This is a genomic window from Halobacteriovorax sp. (genome assembly GCF_048381875.1).
In the GTDB taxonomy this organism is placed as follows: Bacteria; Bdellovibrionota; Bacteriovoracia; order Bacteriovoracales; family Bacteriovoracaceae; genus Halobacteriovorax_A; species Halobacteriovorax_A vibrionivorans.
Genome location: NZ_JBLXBP010000003.1, coordinates 744453 through 765342 on the forward strand (window position 1 = coordinate 744453; position 20890 = coordinate 765342).

The 20890-nt window shown below is 35.4% G+C and carries 22 protein-coding genes and 1 riboswitch; of the genes, 14 read left to right on the forward strand and 8 right to left on the reverse strand.

What is annotated here, in order from left to right; genetic code table 11:
* The first annotated feature begins 78 nt into the window (after positions 1–78).
* Entirely contained in the window at positions 79–480 is a 402-nt protein-coding gene (locus tag ACN5L8_RS12050; protein ID WP_120405164.1) for a hypothetical protein, read from the forward strand.
* Positions 481–665: 185 nt separating this feature from the next.
* Here the strand turns inward: ACN5L8_RS12050 and ACN5L8_RS12055 are convergent, their stop codons facing one another.
* Genes ACN5L8_RS12055 through ACN5L8_RS12070 form a run of 4 tightly spaced genes read right to left on the reverse strand, consistent with a single transcriptional unit; the run spans position 666 to position 4895 of the window.
* Entirely contained in the window at positions 666–1970 is a 1305-nt protein-coding gene (locus tag ACN5L8_RS12055) for a cryptochrome/photolyase family protein (RefSeq protein WP_120405163.1), read from the reverse strand.
* Position 1971: 1 nt separating this feature from the next.
* Entirely contained in the window at positions 1972–2931 is a 960-nt protein-coding gene (locus ACN5L8_RS12060; RefSeq protein ID WP_120405162.1) for a DUF523 and DUF1722 domain-containing protein, read from the reverse strand.
* Between the two features lie 19 nt (positions 2932–2950).
* Entirely contained in the window at positions 2951–3484 is a 534-nt protein-coding gene (locus ACN5L8_RS12065; protein ID WP_114705207.1) for a lipocalin family protein, read from the reverse strand.
* A 28-nt stretch (positions 3485–3512) separates the two neighbouring features.
* Positions 3513–4895 carry a TIGR01777 family oxidoreductase gene (locus tag ACN5L8_RS12070; protein WP_419173133.1) on the reverse strand — a complete coding sequence of 461 codons (1383 nt, stop codon included), beginning with the start codon at positions 4893–4895 and terminating at the stop codon, positions 3513–3515.
* A gap of 101 nt (positions 4896–4996) precedes the next feature.
* Between ACN5L8_RS12070 and ACN5L8_RS12075 the strand changes: the two genes are divergently transcribed.
* The 4 genes from ACN5L8_RS12075 (at position 4997) to ACN5L8_RS12090 (ending at position 8400) form a co-directional block, all read left to right on the forward strand.
* Positions 4997–5902 (forward strand): MerR family transcriptional regulator, encoded by a 906-nt coding sequence (locus ACN5L8_RS12075; protein WP_114705205.1) that lies wholly within the window; start codon positions 4997–4999, stop codon positions 5900–5902.
* A 71-nt stretch (positions 5903–5973) separates the two neighbouring features.
* Positions 5974–6315: a hypothetical protein gene (locus tag ACN5L8_RS12080; RefSeq protein WP_114705204.1), complete on the forward strand. Its 342-nt coding sequence runs from the start codon at positions 5974–5976 to the stop codon at positions 6313–6315.
* Positions 6316–6401: 86 nt separating this feature from the next.
* The gene (locus tag ACN5L8_RS12085; protein ID WP_419173134.1) at positions 6402–7910 is read left to right on the forward strand and encodes a hypothetical protein; all 1509 of its coding nucleotides are present in this window, start codon (positions 6402–6404) and stop codon (positions 7908–7910) included.
* Positions 7911–8007: 97 nt separating this feature from the next.
* Positions 8008–8400 carry a hypothetical protein gene (locus ACN5L8_RS12090; protein ID WP_419173135.1) on the forward strand — a complete coding sequence of 131 codons (393 nt, stop codon included), beginning with the start codon at positions 8008–8010 and terminating at the stop codon, positions 8398–8400.
* Positions 8401–8457: 57 nt separating this feature from the next.
* Here ACN5L8_RS12090 and ACN5L8_RS12095 read toward each other — a convergent pair whose 3' ends face one another.
* Positions 8458–9087 (reverse strand): hypothetical protein, encoded by a 630-nt coding sequence (locus ACN5L8_RS12095; RefSeq protein WP_334678241.1) that lies wholly within the window; start codon positions 9085–9087, stop codon positions 8458–8460.
* A gap of 78 nt (positions 9088–9165) precedes the next feature.
* A riboswitch (cobalamin riboswitch) is annotated at positions 9166–9340 on the forward strand.
* Between ACN5L8_RS12095 and ACN5L8_RS12100 the strand changes: the two genes are divergently transcribed.
* The 5 genes from ACN5L8_RS12100 (at position 9306) to ACN5L8_RS12120 (ending at position 14118) form a co-directional block, all read left to right on the forward strand.
* Positions 9306–9701: an acyl-CoA thioesterase gene (locus ACN5L8_RS12100; RefSeq protein WP_148666850.1), complete on the forward strand. Its 396-nt coding sequence runs from the start codon at positions 9306–9308 to the stop codon at positions 9699–9701. (Overlaps the previous riboswitch by 35 nt.)
* 44 nt (positions 9702–9745) lie before the next feature.
* Entirely contained in the window at positions 9746–10312 is a 567-nt protein-coding gene (locus tag ACN5L8_RS12105; protein WP_162929651.1) for a pentapeptide repeat-containing protein, read from the forward strand.
* Between the two features lie 25 nt (positions 10313–10337).
* Positions 10338–11828: a hypothetical protein gene (locus ACN5L8_RS12110; protein WP_419173136.1), complete on the forward strand. Its 1491-nt coding sequence runs from the start codon at positions 10338–10340 to the stop codon at positions 11826–11828.
* A 160-nt stretch (positions 11829–11988) separates the two neighbouring features.
* Positions 11989–13302 carry a sensor histidine kinase gene (locus ACN5L8_RS12115; RefSeq protein WP_419173137.1) on the forward strand — a complete coding sequence of 438 codons (1314 nt, stop codon included), beginning with the start codon at positions 11989–11991 and terminating at the stop codon, positions 13300–13302.
* 69 nt (positions 13303–13371) lie between these two features.
* Positions 13372–14118 (forward strand): Bax inhibitor-1/YccA family membrane protein, encoded by a 747-nt coding sequence (locus ACN5L8_RS12120; RefSeq protein ID WP_419173185.1) that lies wholly within the window; start codon positions 13372–13374, stop codon positions 14116–14118.
* Position 14119: 1 nt separating this feature from the next.
* Here ACN5L8_RS12120 and ACN5L8_RS12125 read toward each other — a convergent pair whose 3' ends face one another.
* Positions 14120–14785 carry a hypothetical protein gene (locus ACN5L8_RS12125; RefSeq protein WP_419173138.1) on the reverse strand — a complete coding sequence of 222 codons (666 nt, stop codon included), beginning with the start codon at positions 14783–14785 and terminating at the stop codon, positions 14120–14122.
* 252 nt (positions 14786–15037) lie between these two features.
* Here ACN5L8_RS12125 and ACN5L8_RS12130 point away from each other — a divergent pair, with 252 nt between their 5' ends.
* From ACN5L8_RS12130 to ACN5L8_RS12140, 3 genes are all read left to right on the forward strand, one after another.
* Positions 15038–18076, forward strand: coding sequence for a hypothetical protein (locus ACN5L8_RS12130; RefSeq protein ID WP_419173139.1), 3039 nt, complete (start codon positions 15038–15040; stop codon positions 18074–18076).
* Between the two features lie 2 nt (positions 18077–18078).
* Positions 18079–18552, forward strand: coding sequence for a hypothetical protein (locus ACN5L8_RS12135; protein WP_120405152.1), 474 nt, complete (start codon positions 18079–18081; stop codon positions 18550–18552).
* 89 nt (positions 18553–18641) lie between these two features.
* A complete protein-coding gene (locus ACN5L8_RS12140; RefSeq protein ID WP_419173140.1) occupies positions 18642–19085 on the forward strand; it encodes a hypothetical protein in 444 nt (147 codons plus the stop codon).
* On the opposite strand, the gene ACN5L8_RS12145 is transcribed toward ACN5L8_RS12140, so the two are convergent.
* The gene (locus ACN5L8_RS12145) at positions 19082–19300 is read right to left on the reverse strand and encodes a DUF3820 family protein (RefSeq protein ID WP_120405654.1); all 219 of its coding nucleotides are present in this window, start codon (positions 19298–19300) and stop codon (positions 19082–19084) included. The genes ACN5L8_RS12140 and ACN5L8_RS12145 overlap by 4 nt on opposite strands.
* A 60-nt stretch (positions 19301–19360) precedes the next feature.
* Between ACN5L8_RS12145 and ACN5L8_RS12150 the strand changes: the two genes are divergently transcribed.
* A complete protein-coding gene (locus ACN5L8_RS12150) occupies positions 19361–20488 on the forward strand; it encodes a DEAD/DEAH box helicase (protein WP_120405151.1) in 1128 nt (375 codons plus the stop codon).
* Between the two features lie 32 nt (positions 20489–20520).
* Here the strand turns inward: ACN5L8_RS12150 and ACN5L8_RS12155 are convergent, their stop codons facing one another.
* Positions 20521–20850 carry an SWIB/MDM2 domain-containing protein gene (locus ACN5L8_RS12155; protein WP_114705191.1) on the reverse strand — a complete coding sequence of 110 codons (330 nt, stop codon included), beginning with the start codon at positions 20848–20850 and terminating at the stop codon, positions 20521–20523.
* Between the last annotated feature and the right edge of the window lie 40 nt (positions 20851–20890).

Genomic DNA, 20890 nt, shown 5'->3' on the forward strand with positions numbered 1-20890 from the left:
TTTCATTTATATTATTTTATTCTTAGGCATGCTGTGTTACTGATAGGCTAAATATTTTGTAATATTAGGGAGCTTAATATGAATATCTTAAAATCTATTATTCTACTGAGTGCTTTTTCTGTATTTGCACATCAGCCACAATCAACTTTTATTATCACTAATGATGCTCAATTAGGGACAGTTATTGGTTTCAGTGATTCTAGCTTCAATTATGATGTAAACGATACAAAGAGAGAAAGACAATTTTGCTTTGTCGGTAATGTAAATGAAGTATGTGCTCAAATTGAGCAAGCTTCTTTTGATATGAATGGCCGTTATTATCAAGGAGCTCATGATCGTATTGAATTACTTAGCTGTGAAGTAAAGGTTCAAGATGATTATCGTTTAAAAGACTATATTGAAACGACATATAACCTAAGCGATGACTACGGGTCAGACTTCACTGTAACTCGTAAGATTGAGACATGTCTTAAAAATTAGAAATTCTCAAATAACTTTTAGGCCCATTTATTGGGCCTTTTCTTTTATATTTTCCAATACTTATTAAATTTTAATTGGTCTGACTTATAAAAAGTCAGAATGTCAGGATAATTATATTTAGCTTAATTTGTCTTCCTATAACCTAAGTACAAGAAAGTGATGAGTAATATCAGTTGTAAGATTGATTAATTACATTCTTTATATACCCTGATGGTTTCGTGATATGCAATTTTGTGATCGACTATTTCATCAGGGTATTTATCAGTTCCGTATTCTGGAATCCATTTCTTTATATATTCAAAATCTGGATCAAATTTCTTTTGCTGTGTATAGGGATTAAAAATTCGAAAGTATGGGGCAGCATCACAACCAGTTCCTGCCACCCATTGCCAATTTCCATTATTAGAAGCAAGTTCAAAGTCATTTAATTTGCGAGCAAAGTATTTCTCGCCCCAGCGCCAGTCAATGAGAAGATCCTTAACTAAAAAAGAAGCTGCAATCATACGAACTCGGTTATGCATATAGCCTGTCTCATTTAATTCTCTCATCCCAGCATCAACTATTGGGAAACCTGTTTTTCCTTCACACCACTTCTTGAATTCTTTTTTATTATTCTTCCATTTTATACTTTTATATTTCTCTCTAAATGGAGCATTCTCGACATGAGGGAAGTGATAGAGGATTTGAATGAAAAACTCTCGCCAGATTAGTTCACTTAACCATGTATCATTTTTCTTATATCCTACTTGTGCACATTTACGAGGAGATATGGTTCCAAATCTTAAATGGATACCTAGTTTTGATGTCGCATCGAGAGCTGGAATATCACGGTTCTTATCATAGTCATCAATTATTCGACCTTTAATCGTTTTTACTTGTTCATCAGCTTTCTCATTATAGATAAAACCAAGATCTTCTAACGTTGGTAAGGTTTCTGCCTTAAAGTTCTTAAAATTATCAAAGTATTTATGAGTCTCAAGGGTCGCAATGTCTTTTGGCCTTAATTCTGCTAGCCATTTATTTTTGTAAGGAGTGTAGACTACATATGGTTTGCCATCATCTTTTAAAATATCGTCTTTAGCAAAAATACAGTGATCTTTATATTGGTGAAAACTAATGTTTTCTTTTTCTAAAAAAGAAGCAATTGCTTTGTCTCTTTTAATCGCATATGGTTCGTAGTCTTCATTTGTATAGACTTCTTCGATATTATATTCTTTTATAAGCTTTTTGTATTCAGTAAGGGGATCACCCGTTAAGACAAGTAGGTCACTTCCAAGATTGTTTAATTCTTCTTTGAGGTCAGTTATTGCATCATGAATGAAACTTACTCTAAGATCATTTTCATCTTCTAACTTCGACAAAATATTTGTATCAAAGATAAATATAGGCAGGACTTCTTTCTGTGATTGTAGTGCATGAAGAAGGCCGCGATTATCTTTTAATCGAAGGTCTCGACGAAACCAGAATATATTAACTTTCTTAGAACTCATATTATGCAATATCTTTTAATAGCTTTAATTCTTTTGGGTACGGTTCAAAGATATATTGGTCTTGTAAATATGCCTTTTGATGTGCCTCTGTTAATACGTTTAGAAACGAGTTTATTGTGAGGTAATTTGAAACACCATTTTGATAATCTTCCATTAAGTTTAACAAGGCTTTCTTTTCTCCTGCTCCTAAATCATTCTTAAAATATCCAAAGACATGATAGCAAGCATTTAGTCTATTCTTACGAGTTGGAAGAATTGAAATCGTTTCCATAAATAACTTAAAGTATATTTGGTAAACTTTTTGTGCTGGTAAACCTTCATGGTTAGCAGCAATACGACCGAGAGTTCTCATATTCTCTTGATTATGTTCCATGATGGCATATTTATGCATCTGATGAAATAATTGTAAGTCCCTCATCGTTCCATTTAGTTGTTTAAAACGAAAGTGTGAAAATATCTTTTTTACAAAGTTTTCTCGTAGTTCAATATTTTTAATTCTTCCATTATCGATATAAGGAAGGTTAGGGAATTGATCCATAATGAATCCTGCATATAAACCAGTTGATTTATTCACATAATTTGGATCATCTAATGTAATGGTCTTTACGTTATCTGGGCCGCAAGTAGGAGACTTCCTCGTAAATATATGGCCGTCGATATCTAAGTTCTTTAAATCATCTTCGATTGACTCATATGTAATATAAGCTGTCTGAGTAAGCTCTTCTTTTGTGAACTTTGAGCGCAGCTTTACTTCATTATCTTTTCTAGTGGTGCGAAAGAGATGAATTTCTTCTCTTGGAACACCCAGTCCCATCGCAAGTTCTGGACAGACTGGGTGAAAATCAACAAATTTAGATAATTCTGAATAAATCCAATTCTCACGACAATGGCCACCATTGTAGCGAATATTTTCACCTAAAAGGCATGAGCTTATAGCAATGAGAGGTTTTTGTCGTTTCATAATTTATCCAATCTCAACCTTATTGTTGAGTCTTTAAAAGTTTACTAACATCAAAGTGTAGATCTTTCGCTTTTGCTACTAGTTCAAGATAGATTTTCTCATCTAACTCTTTAGTACGTGAAAGAATCCATAGGTATTTTCTCGACTTGTCTCCAACCATTGCATATTGATAGTCTTCATCAAGTTCAAGAATCCAGTAATTACCTGCAAAAATAGGAAGCTTAATCCCTCTTAAAAAGAATTGTACTTTTAACTTTGCATTTGTTTCTTCATCAACAACCCAAGCTCTTGCTTCAGCTTCTTTGTATTCACCATCAGGAGAACCAACACGACACGTATTTATAACTTTAATATCTCCATCTTTTCTAAGACTGTAATTGGCTTCAACAGCAGTACAGCCTTTTTGAAAGCTTTGATCAAAACGTGCAATCTCATACCACTTTCCTAGGTATCGATCGAGATCAACATAATCAACTGTATCTAGCGGTAAGCTTGAGCTAGATAGTGCAACCGAGCACATTAACATTGAAAAAAATAACACGAGCTTCTTCATCTTCTTCTCCTTCTTAATTTTAGATTAACTACTTATTAACTTCATCAAAAATTTTATCTAATTTTTGACTACGAAATTTAAAAATTTTCTTAACATCACTCCTAACAAAGGCACCGGCAAAGAGATCCCCAAGGGCACCGAGAGGAACCTTATATAAGACCTCATCAGTTAAGAGTGTTCCATTCTTATATGGTATAAAACCATGTGTATGTACCCATTTGTTATAAGGACCTTCTAATTGTTTATCGACAAATTCCTTACCTTTAACAAAGTGTAAAATTTCTGATTTCCACTTAAGAGGAATACCATAAATACTTAAGCGGTAATCGATTATAGTACCCTTTGTAATCTCTGGAGTATTCATATCTAGTACTTTAAACCCGATAGAATCTGGTGTGATTGTTTCTAGGTTTTTTTCGTTACTAAAGAAATTAAAGACATTCTCAACTGGCCTTTCAACCCATTGAACCTGTGAGAACTTTTTTTCCAAACCCACAAGATCCTCCAAAGCATCTTTTAAGTTAGGAAATTGAAATTGAAATTGATTTTCATTTAAATATGATGGGATTACATTTTGACCATCTAATAAGAGGGTAGACATCTCTCCTAGAATTATTTTTAATGCAAATCCTGGTGCAGGAAGAATCGTTGGTCTTTTAACAACGCTTCCTAGAGTTGATGTGAATTCTTTATTACTTACTGGTCTTGGAGCTGTTGCATTAATGGCAACTTGATTAACTTGGTTTTCCACTAGGTGAAGATAAATACTTACTAGGTCCTTAATGTGGATCCAGCTCATAAATTGATTTCCACTGCCCAGTTTTCCGGCCACTCCAAGTTTAAAAGCTGGAAGCATTTTTTGAAGAGCACCACCGTTGTTGGCCAAAACGATACCTGTTCTTACATGATTAATAAGTATCTCTTTATTATTTAATTTATCAGTTTCGTCTTCCCAGGCCTTGCATACCTTGGCCAGAAAATCATCACCGTATGAAGCGTCTTCTTTTAGCGCCGGAGGATTCTTTTCACTTTGTGTTCCATAAATTCCAATAGCACTGGCCGTGATAAACTTCTTTAATGAAACTTGATTATTATTAATTGTATCAACTAATAGTTTAGTACTTTGTGTTCGAGAGTTTAATATTTTCTCTTTTTGTTTCTCGGACCAACGGCCGCCTCCGATATTCTCACCTGCAAGATGAATAATTGTTTCAACACCTTCCAGAGCAGATTCATCGATCTTGTTCGCATTTGGATCCCATTCGAAAAATGAGAGAGGAATTGTGAATTGCTTTGCGGCCTTAGCTGTATTTCGAGTTAGTACTCTTATGTCTTCATGGCCTGCTTTAGCTAGAGCGTAAACTAACTCTTGGCCAATCAATCCAGTTGCTCCAGTGATAAGTATGCTCATTTTTCCTCCTGAGTATACAAGAAATAACTCTTGTATATGCTTTGTATATATAATATAATATACAACAATTAAACAAGAATTTGTAAAATATAGAGGCTTTCATGAATAAAAATATTGGTATCCGAGTAATTTCAGACATTTGTCGAGTTCAACCCCATACAATCAGAATGTGGGAGAAGAGATATGGTGCATTTGAGCCCGTTAGGGGAATGAATGGCGAGAGGCTCTATGGTGATGAAGATGTGGCCAGAGCTAAGGCCATGGCAAACCTCATTGCCCACGGACAAACAATTTCTAAAGTAGCTAATCTAACTCTACAAGAGTTAAACGAGCAGGTTTCTGGGATTTCTGATGAAATGGCCTATGAGACAAATCACATCATTAATGAAGGTGTTGAGCGCTTACTAAGTGCCCTAAAGAGATATGAGATTGATAGAGTTCATTCTGAAGCGGAATACTTAAGGCTTAATTCAAGCTCCAAGGAGTTTATCTTCAAGGTTGTCCTACCTGTAATGCAGCAAACCGGACAAATGGTTGTTGATGGTATGTATACCGTAACACAAGAGCATATCGTTTCGACTATTATTAGGGAACAACTTGGACAAATTAGATTACCAAATCTTCCTGAGTCTGAACGTTTTGCCTTAGCTACTCCTGAAGGAAACCTTCATGAATTATCAATTATAATTGCTGATATCCTTTGTAAGGCCAATAGAAATAGTACTTATTATCTTGGTGCCGCAAATCCTGCACATTGCTTAGCAGAGGCCGTTAACGCGCTGTCATGCGATAATATCATCCTTGGTGTTGTAAGCTCTGATCATTGGAATTATGAAACTCATATCATTCCATATTTGAACCGAGTAGATAAAGTCCTTAATAGACCAGTTAGGATCATATTAGGTGGGGCGAAGCCTTTGGACTTTCCTGAATTTAAAAATATTAAGTCTGTTGAGATTATTGCTGACTTCCAACTATTTGATAAGAGGTTATCTGGGCTGTCATAATTAACGCGTTAGGCTTTGTCATACCATTGTTTGATTAGTAAAACTCCCTCGACTTTATAGAGGAGACAACAATGAGAAACACATTCCTAATGTTTATTGCATTATTCTTTAGTGCTCAAGTATTTGCACTTAATGGTAATAATGAATGCCTAAGATTTGAAAATGACGCAGCTAAGGTTGAAGCAATTGAATTTAGCGCAAATTTATTAAATTACGAATCAACACTTGATTTCTGTACAGCAGATCGCCTTTGGGATCTTCAAGTAACACATGCTCCAAATTTTTGGCCAGTAGGTGAAGAAGATGATCATCATATTAAGCTTCAGCTTCATTATGAGTATCATAGCTGTACAATTTATTACAACCAGACACTTAAGAAGCTTAGTCGTCAGCGTTGTTATAATACTTGGTGATCTAAATAATATTTCAAATACTTAAGGCCCACTTCGTTGGGCCTTTTTTCTTATCTTTTCTTAAGAAATACCGATACTTAAATAAGATGAGAGCTAAATTAAAATACTATTCACTTATTCTTATTTGCCTATTAGCTACAGCTGAGCTCTTTGCTCAAAAGAGTCAGACGTTTGAGTTCGATGATAATAAAGACAAAGTAATTGATAATATCTTTCGCTATGTAGACGGAGCTCTCGTAGAGCACCTCAATGATCGTAATTATGATCAGAAATATGATTATAAAATGCAGGTAAAAGGTAATATTACTCGTATAGAAGCAGATAATGACTTTGATGGTAAATTTGATCGGCTCGAAATCATATCAAATAAAGGCGCAAGCTCACAATATCAACTCTATGACATAAATGATGGAAAAAAGAAGCTAATAGTTGATAGAGAAATTTCAAATCTTGATCATAGAGAAACATTAAGTAATGAATCCAATATTAAATGTAGTTATGAAAACTTCCTCAGAGGTCTAGAGGGGGTTGATGATTTTATTGATAACTTCGATCCAATCATCTCAAGAATTGGAGGAGGTGTTTTTGAATTTACACCAGGAGTTCAAATACACAAGAGCTGCTTAGATAATCTAGGCGATGAGAAGTTTCCAAGGATGCTTCGAAATGCATTGGATAAAGGTCTAAGTTGTCTCTCTGATTTGGCCAGTCAGGATAAAGATAAGTCAATGAAAGGTGAGATTTCAAACTTGTTAAACTTTTTTAACATACAGTTAAGTGGAAAAGTGAATCCTACAAAATTCATCTGTCATAATAAAAACTATAATTGGAATAATGGTGTCGTCGGTTATGCATCGACTAGTGAAGTTGAGATTAAGAGTCTAGGTATTAAGCATCCATTTGTTTCATTAAATCCAAAGATGGAAAAAAGCTTCTTTGGTGGAATAAAGAACGGCCCGAGCACAGATGAGTTAGAAGGTGTTATGTTTCATGAGATGATTCATAATTTTGGCTATCGACATGGAACAGGAGTCGATACATCTTATGGATGTGAAGCATGTTGCTTTGGTAATGATAAGGCAAAGAAATATGCATGTAATATCTGTGTTGGAAAGTATAAAGACGAAATGGATTCAGCATATATAAGAGATATGGCATTGATGTCTAAGGAGTCAGGTCTCGTTTCAGCAGAGTTATTTCTCTACAATAACATTGAGAGAATCCCTGTTAATCAAGAAAATATCGACTCTTTCTTTATTGGACTCGCAACAAGAGGTCCAGGAGTTTTACAAGAATTCAAAAAGCAAATGGAGCAGAAAGGTTATAAAATAAGAGAAACAAGTGAAACGAAAGAGCTGATAAGAGATGCAAAAAACTACCGCCCAATAAATAGTTTTATTGCAAAAGTAAGTGAAGCCTATGCAAGGGCGCTAATAAGATCATTTGTGGATAAAGAACCCTCAAAAGCTAAAACGGCCCTTAGAATGCAAATCACTTCAAAGTCACTTTTTAAAATAGCAGATGAAAATGCAAGAGATTCTCAATTTGCAGCCAAGCTTGGTCGTGGCGTTAGAATGTTAGAAGAACTGCTATAGCGTTATCTAATAATTGTATAGTGTAAATATTATCAATCGAATATACATCATGTAAATCGTAATCTATATTCCCCTAAATTATTTAAAGGGGATTCCAATGAAAAAGCTAATTCTACTAATGCTAGTTACGTCATCAATTTTTGCAAATACACTAAGTCAAAAGCAAGAATCAGAGGTTTTAACAGCAATTGATAATATTTGTGGTGATACATGGTGTGAAGGTGATTTTAACTTTAGCTTCAACCTATTTGTTTGTGATGAGAATACAAATTCATGTGTTCTTCAAGCAGATTTAATCGTTTATGACTATAGTGGTGAAGTTGAAACTGAAAAGCGCTACCCACAATCTTGTATTGTTAAAGGTTATACAAACTTCAATCAAATGGTTGAAGAAAGTCGTTGGGGATATGATCTACAATGGCCATTCTATGAAGCTGTTACAGATTGTGTAACTGAGATGGAAGAAGCAGTTTATCAGGTTTGGGAATAACGGTTTAATTTAAAATATTTAAAATATAGGCCTCTTTCAAAGAGGCCTTTTTTATTTCTATTTTAATTTGTAAGGCATATTTGTTTTTGGATTCTTTAAAACACCTTGTGGAAATGAACTTCTCATTCTCTTTCCATTTGAGAGAATTGTTACATTTACTTGGTTCCCACCAGAGAATGTCTTGTATTCAAATGAGATTTCATTATCTGAGAATAGTCTAATATTCTTATCTGATTGTGCATCAAATGTTGTGTCGTACTCTTTAAATGCATACATTTCATCGAGAAATTTAAATTCAATAGGGCGACTATATTGTCCTGCCCAGCCAAGTGCATATTTAGCGCTTTCCACTATAATTCTGACTCCACTTGTACATTCTTTCCCTGATTTAAAGAAGCCAGTTTGTTCTAAAGACTTTGTACTATTTAAAGAATAAGTAAAACGAGTAAGGCCATTTCCTAATTTTGTTCTCTTCTCCCTTAGTGGAGTTGATTGATGTTTTGTTTTATATTCAGCAGAGTCAGACCACACTGGGATCTCATAACGACACCATTGCTCTAAAGTTACATCAAAATTTAGTTCATTTGTTGGAGCATAAAACTCAAAGCTAAAAGGTCTTGCTGTTGTTTGAACTGCTTGAGCGCTTAGACCTATAAAAAGAGTACTTAGGGGAATTAAGTATTTCATTATTTATTCCTTTATATGCGATTTTTATTTAAGTTTTAAATGAAATATCACTTTTGTTCATTTATGCCAGTTAAAATGTATTTTATTCATTGCCTTGATACTCGTTTCTATCTAATATCCAATAGTTAATTAGTGAATATGGTGAAAATCCATTACTGTCCCGCAACGGTTATAGTCCGATCCTAATTAGCAAATAACATTTATCCCGAGGAGGAATTATGACTGAAGATCAGTTAAAAGACGCAATCGCGCGCTCAAAAACACGTATTGTTAGGGCCGTTTTCCCAAATAGTACAAATCATTATGACACATTATTTGGTGGTATCACGTTGAAGTGGATGGATGAAGTTGCCTTCATTACCGCAACAAGGTTTGGAAGAAAGAAATTTGTCACTGTTTCAAGTGATCGTGTGGACTTCAATATGCCGATCCCAGGTGGCCACTTTGCTGAACTTATTGGAGAAGTTGTTAAAGTTGGAAAAAGTAGTCTAATTGTGGATGTCACTTTAATGCTTGAGGCAATGTATGAAGAAGGACAGGTTGAAGCAGTAAAGGGGAGTTTCACTCTAGTTGCAATCAATGATGAACGAAAGGCTGTACCTATTTTCTCATAAAAATAGAGATGGATGGATAAACTTTTTTCATTTAAAATATGACTATGTCATATTTTGAAGAAGAAGTATTTAATAGCGAAAATATTAGTGAACTCAGCTCTCTAAAAGGGGGCGAGTTCATTTGTTGTGAGTTTAATGATTTAGACTTAAGTGGATTAGATGCATCTGGTGCCAAGTTTATTGAATGTAAGTTTAATAACTCAAATTTGAGTAATTTAAATCTATTAGGTGCTACACTACGAGATGTTTCATTTGGCGATTGTAAGTGTGTCGGTATTAACTTTTCTGAGTGCAATAATTTATTTGATTTAAGGTTTAAGAGAGCTTCTCTTGATTATACAAGCTTTGTGGACTGCTCGTTAAATAGTTCAAGCTTTATTGAAAGCTCTTTTAAAGAGGCGGACTTTTCTCAGGGAACTTTTGAAAATTGTGACTTTTCAAATAGCAATCTCTTAGGTGCGAATTTTTCAAAGGCCAATATGAAAGGCTCTAATTTTAGCCATGCAATTAATTTCTATATTGATATTACAAATACAAATTTAAAAAAATGTAAATTCACTATGCCTGAGGCCCTAAACTTATTGGGCCCTTTTGGGATAGAAATCGAATAATCAAAGTTAAGCTAGGAAGGCGCCAATGAAAACACCAGAGAAATTTGCTTTAAAGGTTAAAGACAAAATCCGTGCACAAATTAATAGTGCTACTTCAAACAAACATCTATACTCGCAAAAAGATTTCCTCTATGAAAGAAAGGGGCCTTGGCCACAGCCTTCTCCTGTTCATCCTTGGGGAGAATCTCCTGCTGTTATTCATGTTCCATTTAGAGAAGTCGCTGACTGGTGGCTTTGGATTGGCCTTCGTTATATGGCGACTTTACCTCTTGCTCCTTTTTATTGTCTTAAGGCCAAGATCATTCCTGGACTAAAAGAAGTCACGAATAAGGAATTTGAGGACTTATTAAATTATTCGATGATGAGTAAATTTTTAAGTGATCAATTAGATGAGGAAGATTGGAGAGTTTTTAGTGATTATAATAAAGACGAGAGAGAATGGTTTATTGTCGATCTCGATGCTGTAAGAGTTGTAAAAACATTTCCTGGTATTTACGCCAGCGCTTCTAAAACACTCCTCTATAAAGAAGGAGAGCGCTTCATCGTTCAGGCGATCTACATCAAAGACACTGAGACTGTATTCGATATAAGTGAGGATTCTGATGCATGGGAGCTAGCAAAGTACTTCGTTCTTCAAGGAGGAGCTCTATGTGCAACTTTAGTTGTTCATCCTTTATTGCACTTTCCATTCGACTCAATAAATGCCATCTCTAAGACATCATTACCTAAAGAGCATGTTTTATTTAAATTACTATCTCCACATTTTCGTTTTACTCTGCCACTAGAGAATGCTGTATTAAATTATAAGAGCTCTCTTCTTCAAGAGAAGTGGTGGATGGTGTATGCGCCTTACCCAGGAGGGCCAGCTGGTTTAAGAGATTTACTAGTGGAAGGATATAAGGGAATTAAAGGGAATTTATCTTACCCTCCATTTTCATACTCTCTTAATTCTCCAAGTGTTGAAGGAAAGTACGGCATCTATTTAAAAAGCTACTATGAAGTTTTCTATAAATTTGTATCAGAAATTTTATCAGATGTAGAAGATGGTGATTTTTGGATTACTAAATGGTCTGATTATTGTCATCAGCACGTTAATGATTTTCCAAATGGTAGTGATATTTTTAAAGGTGATACATTAGTGAGAGCAGTGACGACCTATCTTTTTACAGTAACTGTTGCTCACGCTACTGATCATTATAATTATGGAATCTTAGATAAGAGACAGGTTCCATTACGACTTAGACAAGCACCTCCTAAAAAGGGAGATAAGATGATGAAGAGGTCAAAGCTTGTTAAAGCCTGGGATCAAATGAAATACTCTATGGCAGATAATCTCTTCTTTTCACCAACTACGGTGACAAAACTCATTGATGCTAATTATAAGTTCAAATGTCCTCGACGAAGAAAGGCGGTTATAACTTTTAAAAAAGACCTTATCGACCTTGATAGAAAGTTAAAAAAAGAGGGGATAGAATATATGCCACTTAATAAAATTTCGGCAAGTATTCAGTTCTAAAGGCTTAAATTCTTGGCAGAAATTGGAGCTTATTCACATGACGTAAATCATAATTGTACTTTTATGTTCTGAGAAAAAGCTCTTTTATTTCATGTAGTTACATCGCTAATTTTACCTCATAAAGAAGGTGGCAATAAATATTGTGGGATAATTGGCCATTATGATGTTACGTGATAAATTAATTGTGCTTCTATTTGGGGACTTGAAAAACTTTTCAGATCAAGAAGTTTCACATTTTCGACTCTATCTATTGACGGTGCTTCTTACTGCACCTTTATTGTGGACTCACGTACTGGCCGCATATGTATTCACAGATATTCCTACCTTCTATCAACTGGGAATTGTCTGTGCAACGATTCATCTATTAAGTCCGCTTCTGTATAAAGTATTTCACTCTTTCTCATTAATCTTTCACGCAATCATGTTTGCTGGATTCTCTCATATTGTACTTTGGACTCATTATACCGGTGGAATTTATAGTGTACAGCCTATTTGGTTTACCGTTCTTCCTCTTATCGCTGGAGTTGTAGGAACACGCAGAGACTTTATTATCTGGTGTGTGATTCCTGTCGTAGCGACTTTGTATTATTTAGTACTCAACTTAAATGGTTTTGTATTTGCAAATCACTTATCACAAACTGGTGATATTGCTGCCCGTGTCTTTATAATGATGGGACTTATCTTTTTAAATACTGTTTATATGTTTGTTTTCTTAACTGAAAGGGACCGCTTTAATAAGGCCATTTTTGAAAAGAGTGAACAAATTAATACTCTTTTAACACTCGTTGGACACGACATAAGTAACCCTTTAACTGTTATTAATTTATCACAGAAGAAGTTATTCAAATTATTAGAAGATAATTCTGATGAAGAGATTGAGAAGTGCTTGGCCCGTATTAATTCTTGCACGACTGGGATTGGAAATATACTCGCTCAAATACGGGATCTACAATCGATCAAACAAGGTAAAGTCGAGTTAAAATTTGAAAAGGTCTACATTAATGATGTTGTGGACTATCTTTCAAAAGTATTTGAATCTAAGCTTCAAGAAAAAGACATTATCCTAAATTATGATTTTAAGAAGTATCGAAATATCTATGTCACGGCCAATGCAACTGCATTAAAATATCAAATATTAGGCAATCTCCTCTCTAATGCAATCAAGTTTTCGGAAAGAGGTAAGGAGATAAAAATAGCCATAGAAGAAACAATTGATGGTGTTCATATTCATCTAATTGATGAAGGTGTTGGAATTGATGAAACACTCTTAGATATTCTTTTTGAAAGTAATGCCATCACATCAAGACAGGGAACCGGTGGAGAAAAAGGAACAGGTTTTGGGATGTCCATTGTGAAGACATTTGTTGAACTCAGTCATGGAACTATTGCTGTGAAGTCCCGAACTAAGAATGACTCACCGGGCAATCATGGAACACATTTTCAATTAAGCTTTAAAAAGACGCTATTCTCTTAATTTTTCTTTTTCTTCAGGGATTTGTTATAATGAATTAAATTTATAACAAAAGAGGAATCTATGAGAATGATGAGGTCGACAAATCCGACACTATCAAATGATGTTTTTAATACAAGAGCAACAACAGGTGAAACAATGAGTTTTTCTGGGGTTTTCAATAAGGGGATGATTCTCTTTGCTCTTATGATGATGACTTTTATTTATACTTGGAATCAAACACTTGGTGCTCTTGAAAATGGTATGGGTGGCCAACTTTCACCATTTGTCATGATAGGTCTTATTGGTGGACTTATTGCAGCAATGGTTACAATTTTTAAACCAACTTGGGCCATGTTCACAGCTCCAATCTATGCACTCTTTGAAGGCCTATTACTTGGCTCTGTTTCAGCAATGTATGAATTTCAATTCCAGGGATTAGTCTTTAATGCTGTAACGATTACATTTGGTGCTTTTATCACACTTTTCTTTCTTTATCGTTGGGGCCTAGTTAGAGCAACTGGTACTTTTAAGAAGATTATAATGACAGCAATGGGAGCTATTTTCTTAGTGTATATGGTTGGCTTTATCATGAGCTTCTTTGGAGCATCAATTCCATTAATTCATGGAAATGGTCCAGTAGGTATTGGCTTTAGTCTTGTGGTGGTTTGTATTGCTGCTTTTAGTTTAATTCTTGATTTTGACTTCATTGAAAGAAGTGTTAATCAAGGTGCTCCTAAGTACTTAGAGTGGTATGCTAGCTTTTCACTTATGGTTACTTTAATTTGGCTTTATATGGAAGTATTAAGATTATTATCAAAGTTAAATAGTCGCGACTAATTTAAATATTTATGGACCAGCGTGCTCCAAAGAGTATCTGGTCCATAATTAGCTTTTCTGAATTAAAATCTTTTCCAGTTTTCCCATCTAAATCTTCAATCTTGTTACGATATAAATTAAATAGACTCTGATCTTCTGGCAGTTGATTGGCCATTTCTTTTAAAACTTGTGCTGCTTTTGAGAACTCTTTTGCAACGGGAGTATTAGAGCGTCCCGCTATTTCATAACTTTGATAAACAGAAGTAATCGTCTTTTTAAAATCTAGTAAGAGCTTCTTACTAATTGAATTATCAAGAGGAATATTCTTATTTGCCCAATCCTTAATTTCACTTATCGCAGTAAAATGAGCGTAGAATGAATCAGTTCGACTATACTCGTATCCCCATTTTGATTTCTTTACGATCACACCTTGGCAAACGACTTTTAAGGCATCATCACTTAAACTATTAACAGTGATCGTTGATGTTCCTAAAATCTCCTCACTCTCATAGCCTTCTAAATCAAGGCAACGATATCGACATGTGAAGATGACTTTTTTTGGATATGGTGCTGAAAAATCATTTTGAATATAGCGCTTAGTTGAGTAGTCACTAATACAGTGGCCGGCCTCTAGTGCATATGAATTAAATGAGAAAAGAATTAATGAAATAAGTAACTTTAAAATCACGTTCTATCCTTGAGTTGTCATACCGTTATAAATAACGAACCAGATATAAATAGATAAAATAAGGAGGATTACCTTAAGTACAATACGGATATAATTTGGCTTGCGTGGCTTCATTGGCGCATTATAGGTGGGACTTATCAAAAGTTCAATATAACTAAGTAGTTGAATATATTGAGTAGTGTAGCTTTTACGTCAAGTTAATTAACTTAGTTTCCGATAAAGTCTTAAGTATTTTTATTATTAGGGGAAACAATGCTTAAACTTCTTAAGAATCCGTCACTAATTCTAATCTTTTCTCTCTTGGCCGGGGTATTTCCACAGGTCTATGTCGCAAAGTACGATTATCCAGATTTCTTAAGTCGTCTGCCGGCTTCTTCCGCTCAGAAAACGGCCTATGAAGTATGGGGTGAGATGATGGAGTCATCTGTGGCCTTTAATGCTAAAGCAACCCAAGTTTTAGGCTCTGGCCGTCGCGCCATTTCTTGGGGAGGTGAAAAAGAGGGTTCATCTTCTTATGTCACAAGAATCTTTGGGCCTAGTGCAGATACGTTTGAAGCTATTGTCGAAGGTTATTCGATGGATGAAGAAGAGCAAGTTACATTTCTTAGAGACTTCTTTAGTCGTTGGATGAATAATCGAGCTGGTGAATCGATACGTGTATGGATTGATGAAGATGGTGTTCGCCATGATCCTGCACAAGAGTTATTAGATGCTAAGGGGCGAAATAAGGCCATTAATATGTCCTTCTTAAATAACTTTGACCCGCAAACAGCATCACATGAACAGTTAATGAATAAATGGTCAGAATTTATTAGTAAGACCAATAATAGTCCATATAGTTATTTAACTCCTGGAACTAGACGTAAGTTCTTTAAAGGAGAGTTCTCATCATTAGTAGATCCAATTGACGATTACTATGACATGGTTCCCAATCTTGGAGCACCTGAAAAGTATATGTCTGAAATTGAAGACACTTCTGTTGGATGGGAAGTTAAATTTGCACCACAGAAGTCTTATGGTGAATTTCAAGAAATGATCGCATGGTTTAAGAAAACGATGGGACGCGGAGGTGAGTTATTTCAGGCTCCAGGTCACCAGCGTATGGTTGTTCCTATTGGTGGAAACTTTAATCGTTCAAAAGCAGCTGAGTTAACAAAAGCAGCTCAGGCCCTTATTGTCTTGGAGGGAATAGCTGGACGATCTGGTATTGAAACTGCTGATTATAAAAGTATTATTGATGATTATGAAATTATCGAAGCATTGGAAGACGGTTATGAAACAAATCGTGGCCCTCTTCGTGTCGATGATGAAGATCGTTTTATTAATAACTCAATATCAATTGAGTTTAGATCGGGGACAAAGAACTCTCGTGTCGCTCGCTTTATTCAAGCTTCAATGGCATCTCGCTTTTCTCGCGGTGACTTTACAGGGATCTCTAAAGCTGATTCTTGGAATATCATTGGAGAATACTCAACATACCCTGATGAAGATGATCTGGTTGAGCGTTTTGGACTAACTCGTAGTCAGGCCCAGAGGGCCGCTCAAAAACTAAGAAGAGCTGGATTAAGTGGTTACAATATTGCTCTATGGAATTGGTATGATGATAACCCAATGTTAGGGGATACTAAGAAAGCTATTTTAAAGAATTTAACACGAGACTATTTAATTGATGTCGCAAGTTTACGTCATACTAATTATGAGAATTTAAAGAAGGCCGTAATCTCTTTACAAAGAGAATGGGTTAAATCTTCTAATATTGCTGAAGATGTTAAGAAGTATATGATGCCTGCTCGAAAGTTTTCGGATAAAGAAAATTTTCATAAGTTTAAACCAGGTACAAGAATGAATGTCGATGTTAATAAAATCGATCTTGGAGTTGAGTACTCAGCTAAGTTCCCATTAAAGTTTGAAGGTGACTATGCCATGATTGAAGATGGTAGCGGAGGCTATAATCGCCAAAGGCTAATGGATGGAAAAATGTCTTGGCTTCAAACACGTGTTGATATGTCGCCAGAAGAAAAAGAAGAATACCTAAAGAAGATGGCCGTTGATCTAAGAGATCGTCTAGGTGGAGAAGGTGAGCCTGAAAGACTTTTTGAGGATGGTCACGGTCACGGTTTAGATATCGCATATAAAATTAAAGACTCAAAAGATCGTTCATGGCGAATTGAGTGGGATGGTATTGGACGTAATTATACCCCAAGTGGTGAAGTCTTAGTTGAGTCTGTTAGAGCTGGATCTATTGAAGTCGTAACTCCAAAATTTGAACCAAATATGGATGAAGTCCAAGCAGTATATGATACTTTTGAAAAGAATAATGCCCTTCCATATATTAAAGCAGGTGGTGGGCACTTAAATATTGATCTAACGGCATTTGAAGGAAAACCGAAAGAGTTTGCTCGCTTTCTAGCGACTTTCCATGAATACAGGTCAGTCATTGCATTCTTATTTCAGGATCTCAATCGTATTAAAAGTGCAGAGCCTGTCGATATTAGTGAAGAGTTTGCTCAAAAACTTGCTAATTGGAATGGTTCTGAAGCAGACCTAAAAAAGGCCCTTTATAATGAAGGATATTTTAATAAGCGAGTAGGAAGAAAGACTCGTTATACGCACTTAGATGTTTCTGCCTATTTTCAGGATGTCATTCCTCCTAAGTTTATTAGTGATGACTTTGATATCTCTAACCCAAAAGTTCCGTGGAGACCTGCCTTTAGAGTAAATCCAAAAATTCGCAAGGCCGAAGTGAGAATGTTTAATGCTCCAAGAGATGCATATGAGAGTGCTCTTCAAATGAAGCTATTTCGTGCAATTTTAAATAAAGCATTAAATAAAAATGATGAGATCTCTGGTGAGATGCAAAGTATTTCTCATGAAGAGTATCTGGAAAGGCCAGATCGCTTAATAGATGACTTAAAGAAGATGACTGATGATCTTGGTCTAGAGATGCGTGAATTTAGACCACTTGCTGGTGAAGCATTATCTAATGTTGAACATTATACGCAAATGAAATTTTATAAACCATTAGCTGATCAATTAACAAATAATCCAAAGTTTACTAATTGGGAAAGGGCAGTAAGACCAAGGGGAGCTCGTTCTGCGATTTCTTCTGAAGGAAGAGCTTATACTGGAGAAATTTCACCACAGGCCCGAGAATTTCAACGATTAAGGATTCAATCCGCAGAAGATAGCGCATACAATCGCGCCAATGCGGCCACAAATCTTTCTGGCCTTCCTCAGCTAAAAAAGAAGACCAATTGTGTAACAGCAATTAGAGATCTCATTGGCCAATAACAGTGGTTAAACGAGAGATCTATTCAACGCTTATCCATGAGGATGCAAAACATATTGTGGATCTTTTGGAAAGTCATGGTATTAAGAGCGAGTCATCAAACTCGCTCTTAAATGATCATATCTATCTTAATAGTGCTGCCACAAAAGAATATTCTATATCTATTAATGAATTGGACTATTATCAAGCGAAGTCCCTGTTAGAAAAAGAAGGTGTTGAAGTAAAAGAGATACCTCTTTCTGATGGTAAAAAGAAGCTTGATATCGATTATCTTCACGATTCTCTACGTTTGGCGATCTTTGGAATGCTATTTGTTCCGCTCATTTTAAATATTCTATCCCTATTTAAACTTTACCTGGCCATTAATAAGGGACAAAAACTTAAGTTCTTCTCAGTTCTACAAATCTTATTCTTTAACATCGTTGGAATCAGCTTTTGGAGCATTTTTCTTTATAATAAATATATTGAATCACAATGATAATTTATAATCATTATATTTATGATACTTAATTCGATAATTTCTCTTTAACAAACTTTTTCAATAAAGAAAAAGAGTAGGGAGAATTTATGAAAGCATTATTAGTTGTATTATTTTCGTTGACGTGCTTTGCACAAACGACAGTTATTTCAGAGCGTACGGTTCAATTACCTGTTGATATTAGTAGCGCTAAATTAAAATGGACGAACCTAGGTTATGGCAGCATTTACTTTGTAAAAGTCATTGTTCCGGAGCTAGCTGGAGAAACATTTCTAAATCATCGAAATGTTGGTGAGGACGGACCTTGTTTATTTACTCATGATACGAGAAACGTAGAGGACGTCGTCGGAGACAATCCTTCAATTGAAGATGTTGATTTTAAGATCAAGCTATCAAAGCAAACAATCAAGCTTGACGAACAAAAGTGTGGGGTTGTTCTAATAGAGGATGTAAGAGCAAATATTCGTGGTTTTGAATTTCAGCACACTCTTAGACACACAATGCCAGAAAGACATATTGATGATTGCTTCTAGCGAAGGTCTTTAAATAAAAATTCCAATCCATTAAGTTTGATCTCGGCCAGCTCTTCCAAGAGCTTGCCGAGCTCTCCTTGTGGAAAGCCTTTATTCGAAAACCACACAAGATACTCATCAGGTAGGTCTATAAGAAGGCGACCTTGATACTTTCCAAAGGGCATACGAATTTGGACAAATTTTAATAGATGTTCCTTATTAAATTCAATATCCATAAAGACATTATAAATTAATACTCGTTGACTGGCCCCTAAATACTTTGCTAAATATGACATATGGCAGAATTTAAAGACTTAGGGTTATCCCCACATATTTTATCAGCTCTTGAAAAGAAAGGTTATACACAACCAACTGAAATTCAAGAACAAGCGATTACACCAGTTTTACAAGGGCGTGATCTTATTGCAATCTCACAGACTGGGAGTGGGAAAACTGCTGCTTTTAGTGTTCCGCTACTTCATTTAATCAAAGAAAGTAAGAGAAAGCTTAATCCATTTCATGTAAGGGCGCTTGTTATTGTGCCAACACGTGAACTTGCTATGCAAGTAGAAGAAAGCTTTAAGCAATATGGTAAGGGACTTGCCTTATCGACAATGGCCATATACGGCGGCCACAGTCGTAAGCAACAAGTTCAAAAGCTTGCTAAAGGAATTCAGATCCTAGTTGCAACACCTGGCCGTCTAGTGGATCTATTAGAAGATGATTATGTTATTCTTGATGATTTAAAATACTTTGTCCTTGATGAAGCAGATCGCATGCTTGATATGGGATTTAAAAATGATCTTGATAAGGTGATGGACAAACTTCCTAGTGAAAGACAATCGCTTTTATTTTCTGCAACGATGCCAAAGCCTGTTGAAGAAATAGCTCGAAGAACTCTAGTTAACCCTCATCGTATTGAGATTGCACCAGTGCACGCAAGACATGAAGGGATTCGTCAGATGGCCTATCTTGTTGAAGAAGAAATGAAGGCCGACTTTCTTTTGAAGTTTCTTAAAGACCGCCATATTAAAAGTATAATTGTCTTTGTGAAAACAAAGTCTCAGGCAAATAAATTAGAAAGGTATCTTAAAGAGAATCATATTAAGGCCTGTGCAATTCATTCTGATCGCGATCAACGCCAAAGAGTTTATAATTTAAAAGAGTTTCAAAAGGGTGCCATGCACGTTCTTGTGGCAACTGATATTGCAGCAAGAGGTCTTGATATTGATGGTGTAGGATATGTCTTAAATTTCAACCTACCTCAACAAATCGAAAATTACACACACAGAATCGGAAGAACTGGCCGTGGGGGGAGAAGAGGTATTGCGATCTCTTATATTTCACCGCAAGAAGAAGGCTATTTTAATAGAATCCAAAAAGAACTTGGTCTTGATATTCACATAAAAAGGCCTACAAAGTAGGCCTCTCATATTTTTTGAATATCTTTTGAAAATTACTTTTCGATATTTGCACCAACAATCGCAGCCATTTGCATCATGTTGATTGTCTCACCTTCATTCATATTACGAAGATCTGTTACTTTTCCAGACTTAGAAGTTGAGTTTGTATTTCTAAAAATTGGAAGTAGAGTAGCGTCAGCTACAATAAACTTACCTGCATTTTCAGGCTTTCCATTTTCAGTTTTTGTTTGAAGACCTTTTTCCTTGATATAGTCCCAAAGTCTTTTTGTAATCTCTGTGCGTGGAAGTTCAGTTTCCCCTAGCATTGATGCTAGTTCTGTTTTTAACTTAACTGGCTTCTTTAATCCTTTTGCTTCACTCATATTTAAATCCTTTTTAAATAGCTACTGAAATATTGTTTAG

What these genes read in the sequence shown, in the direction of transcription:
- ACN5L8_RS12075 (WP_114705205.1), top strand. Translation starts at nt 4,997, where the DNA reads ATGAATAAAAATATTGGTATCCGAGTAATTTCAGACATTTGTCGAGTT.
- ACN5L8_RS12050 (WP_120405164.1), top strand. Translation starts at nt 79, where the DNA reads ATGAATATCTTAAAATCTATTATTCTACTGAGTGCTTTTTCTGTATTT.
- ACN5L8_RS12150 (WP_120405151.1), top strand. Translation starts at nt 19,361, where the DNA reads ATGGCAGAATTTAAAGACTTAGGGTTATCCCCACATATTTTATCAGCT.
- ACN5L8_RS12110 (WP_419173136.1), top strand. Translation starts at nt 10,338, where the DNA reads ATGAAAACACCAGAGAAATTTGCTTTAAAGGTTAAAGACAAAATCCGT.
- ACN5L8_RS12105 (WP_162929651.1), top strand. Translation starts at nt 9,746, where the DNA reads ATGTCATATTTTGAAGAAGAAGTATTTAATAGCGAAAATATTAGTGAA.
- ACN5L8_RS12100 (WP_148666850.1), top strand. Translation starts at nt 9,306, where the DNA reads ATGACTGAAGATCAGTTAAAAGACGCAATCGCGCGCTCAAAAACACGT.
- ACN5L8_RS12095 (WP_334678241.1), bottom strand. Translation starts at nt 9,087, where the DNA reads ATGAAATACTTAATTCCCCTAAGTACTCTTTTTATAGGTCTAAGCGCT.
- ACN5L8_RS12070 (WP_419173133.1), bottom strand. Translation starts at nt 4,895, where the DNA reads ATGAGCATACTTATCACTGGAGCAACTGGATTGATTGGCCAAGAGTTA.
- ACN5L8_RS12085 (WP_419173134.1), top strand. Translation starts at nt 6,402, where the DNA reads ATGAGAGCTAAATTAAAATACTATTCACTTATTCTTATTTGCCTATTA.
- ACN5L8_RS12120 (WP_419173185.1), top strand. Translation starts at nt 13,372, where the DNA reads ATGAGGTCGACAAATCCGACACTATCAAATGATGTTTTTAATACAAGA.
- ACN5L8_RS12055 (WP_120405163.1), bottom strand. Translation starts at nt 1,970, where the DNA reads ATGAGTTCTAAGAAAGTTAATATATTCTGGTTTCGTCGAGACCTTCGA.
- ACN5L8_RS12115 (WP_419173137.1), top strand. Translation starts at nt 11,989, where the DNA reads ATGATGTTACGTGATAAATTAATTGTGCTTCTATTTGGGGACTTGAAA.
- ACN5L8_RS12060 (WP_120405162.1), bottom strand. Translation starts at nt 2,931, where the DNA reads ATGAAACGACAAAAACCTCTCATTGCTATAAGCTCATGCCTTTTAGGT.
- ACN5L8_RS12155 (WP_114705191.1), bottom strand. Translation starts at nt 20,850, where the DNA reads ATGAGTGAAGCAAAAGGATTAAAGAAGCCAGTTAAGTTAAAAACAGAA.
- ACN5L8_RS12090 (WP_419173135.1), top strand. Translation starts at nt 8,008, where the DNA reads ATGAAAAAGCTAATTCTACTAATGCTAGTTACGTCATCAATTTTTGCA.
- ACN5L8_RS12065 (WP_114705207.1), bottom strand. Translation starts at nt 3,484, where the DNA reads ATGAAGAAGCTCGTGTTATTTTTTTCAATGTTAATGTGCTCGGTTGCA.
- ACN5L8_RS12130 (WP_419173139.1), top strand. Translation starts at nt 15,038, where the DNA reads ATGCTTAAACTTCTTAAGAATCCGTCACTAATTCTAATCTTTTCTCTC.
- ACN5L8_RS12080 (WP_114705204.1), top strand. Translation starts at nt 5,974, where the DNA reads ATGAGAAACACATTCCTAATGTTTATTGCATTATTCTTTAGTGCTCAA.
- ACN5L8_RS12140 (WP_419173140.1), top strand. Translation starts at nt 18,642, where the DNA reads ATGAAAGCATTATTAGTTGTATTATTTTCGTTGACGTGCTTTGCACAA.
- ACN5L8_RS12145 (WP_120405654.1), bottom strand. Translation starts at nt 19,300, where the DNA reads ATGGATATTGAATTTAATAAGGAACATCTATTAAAATTTGTCCAAATT.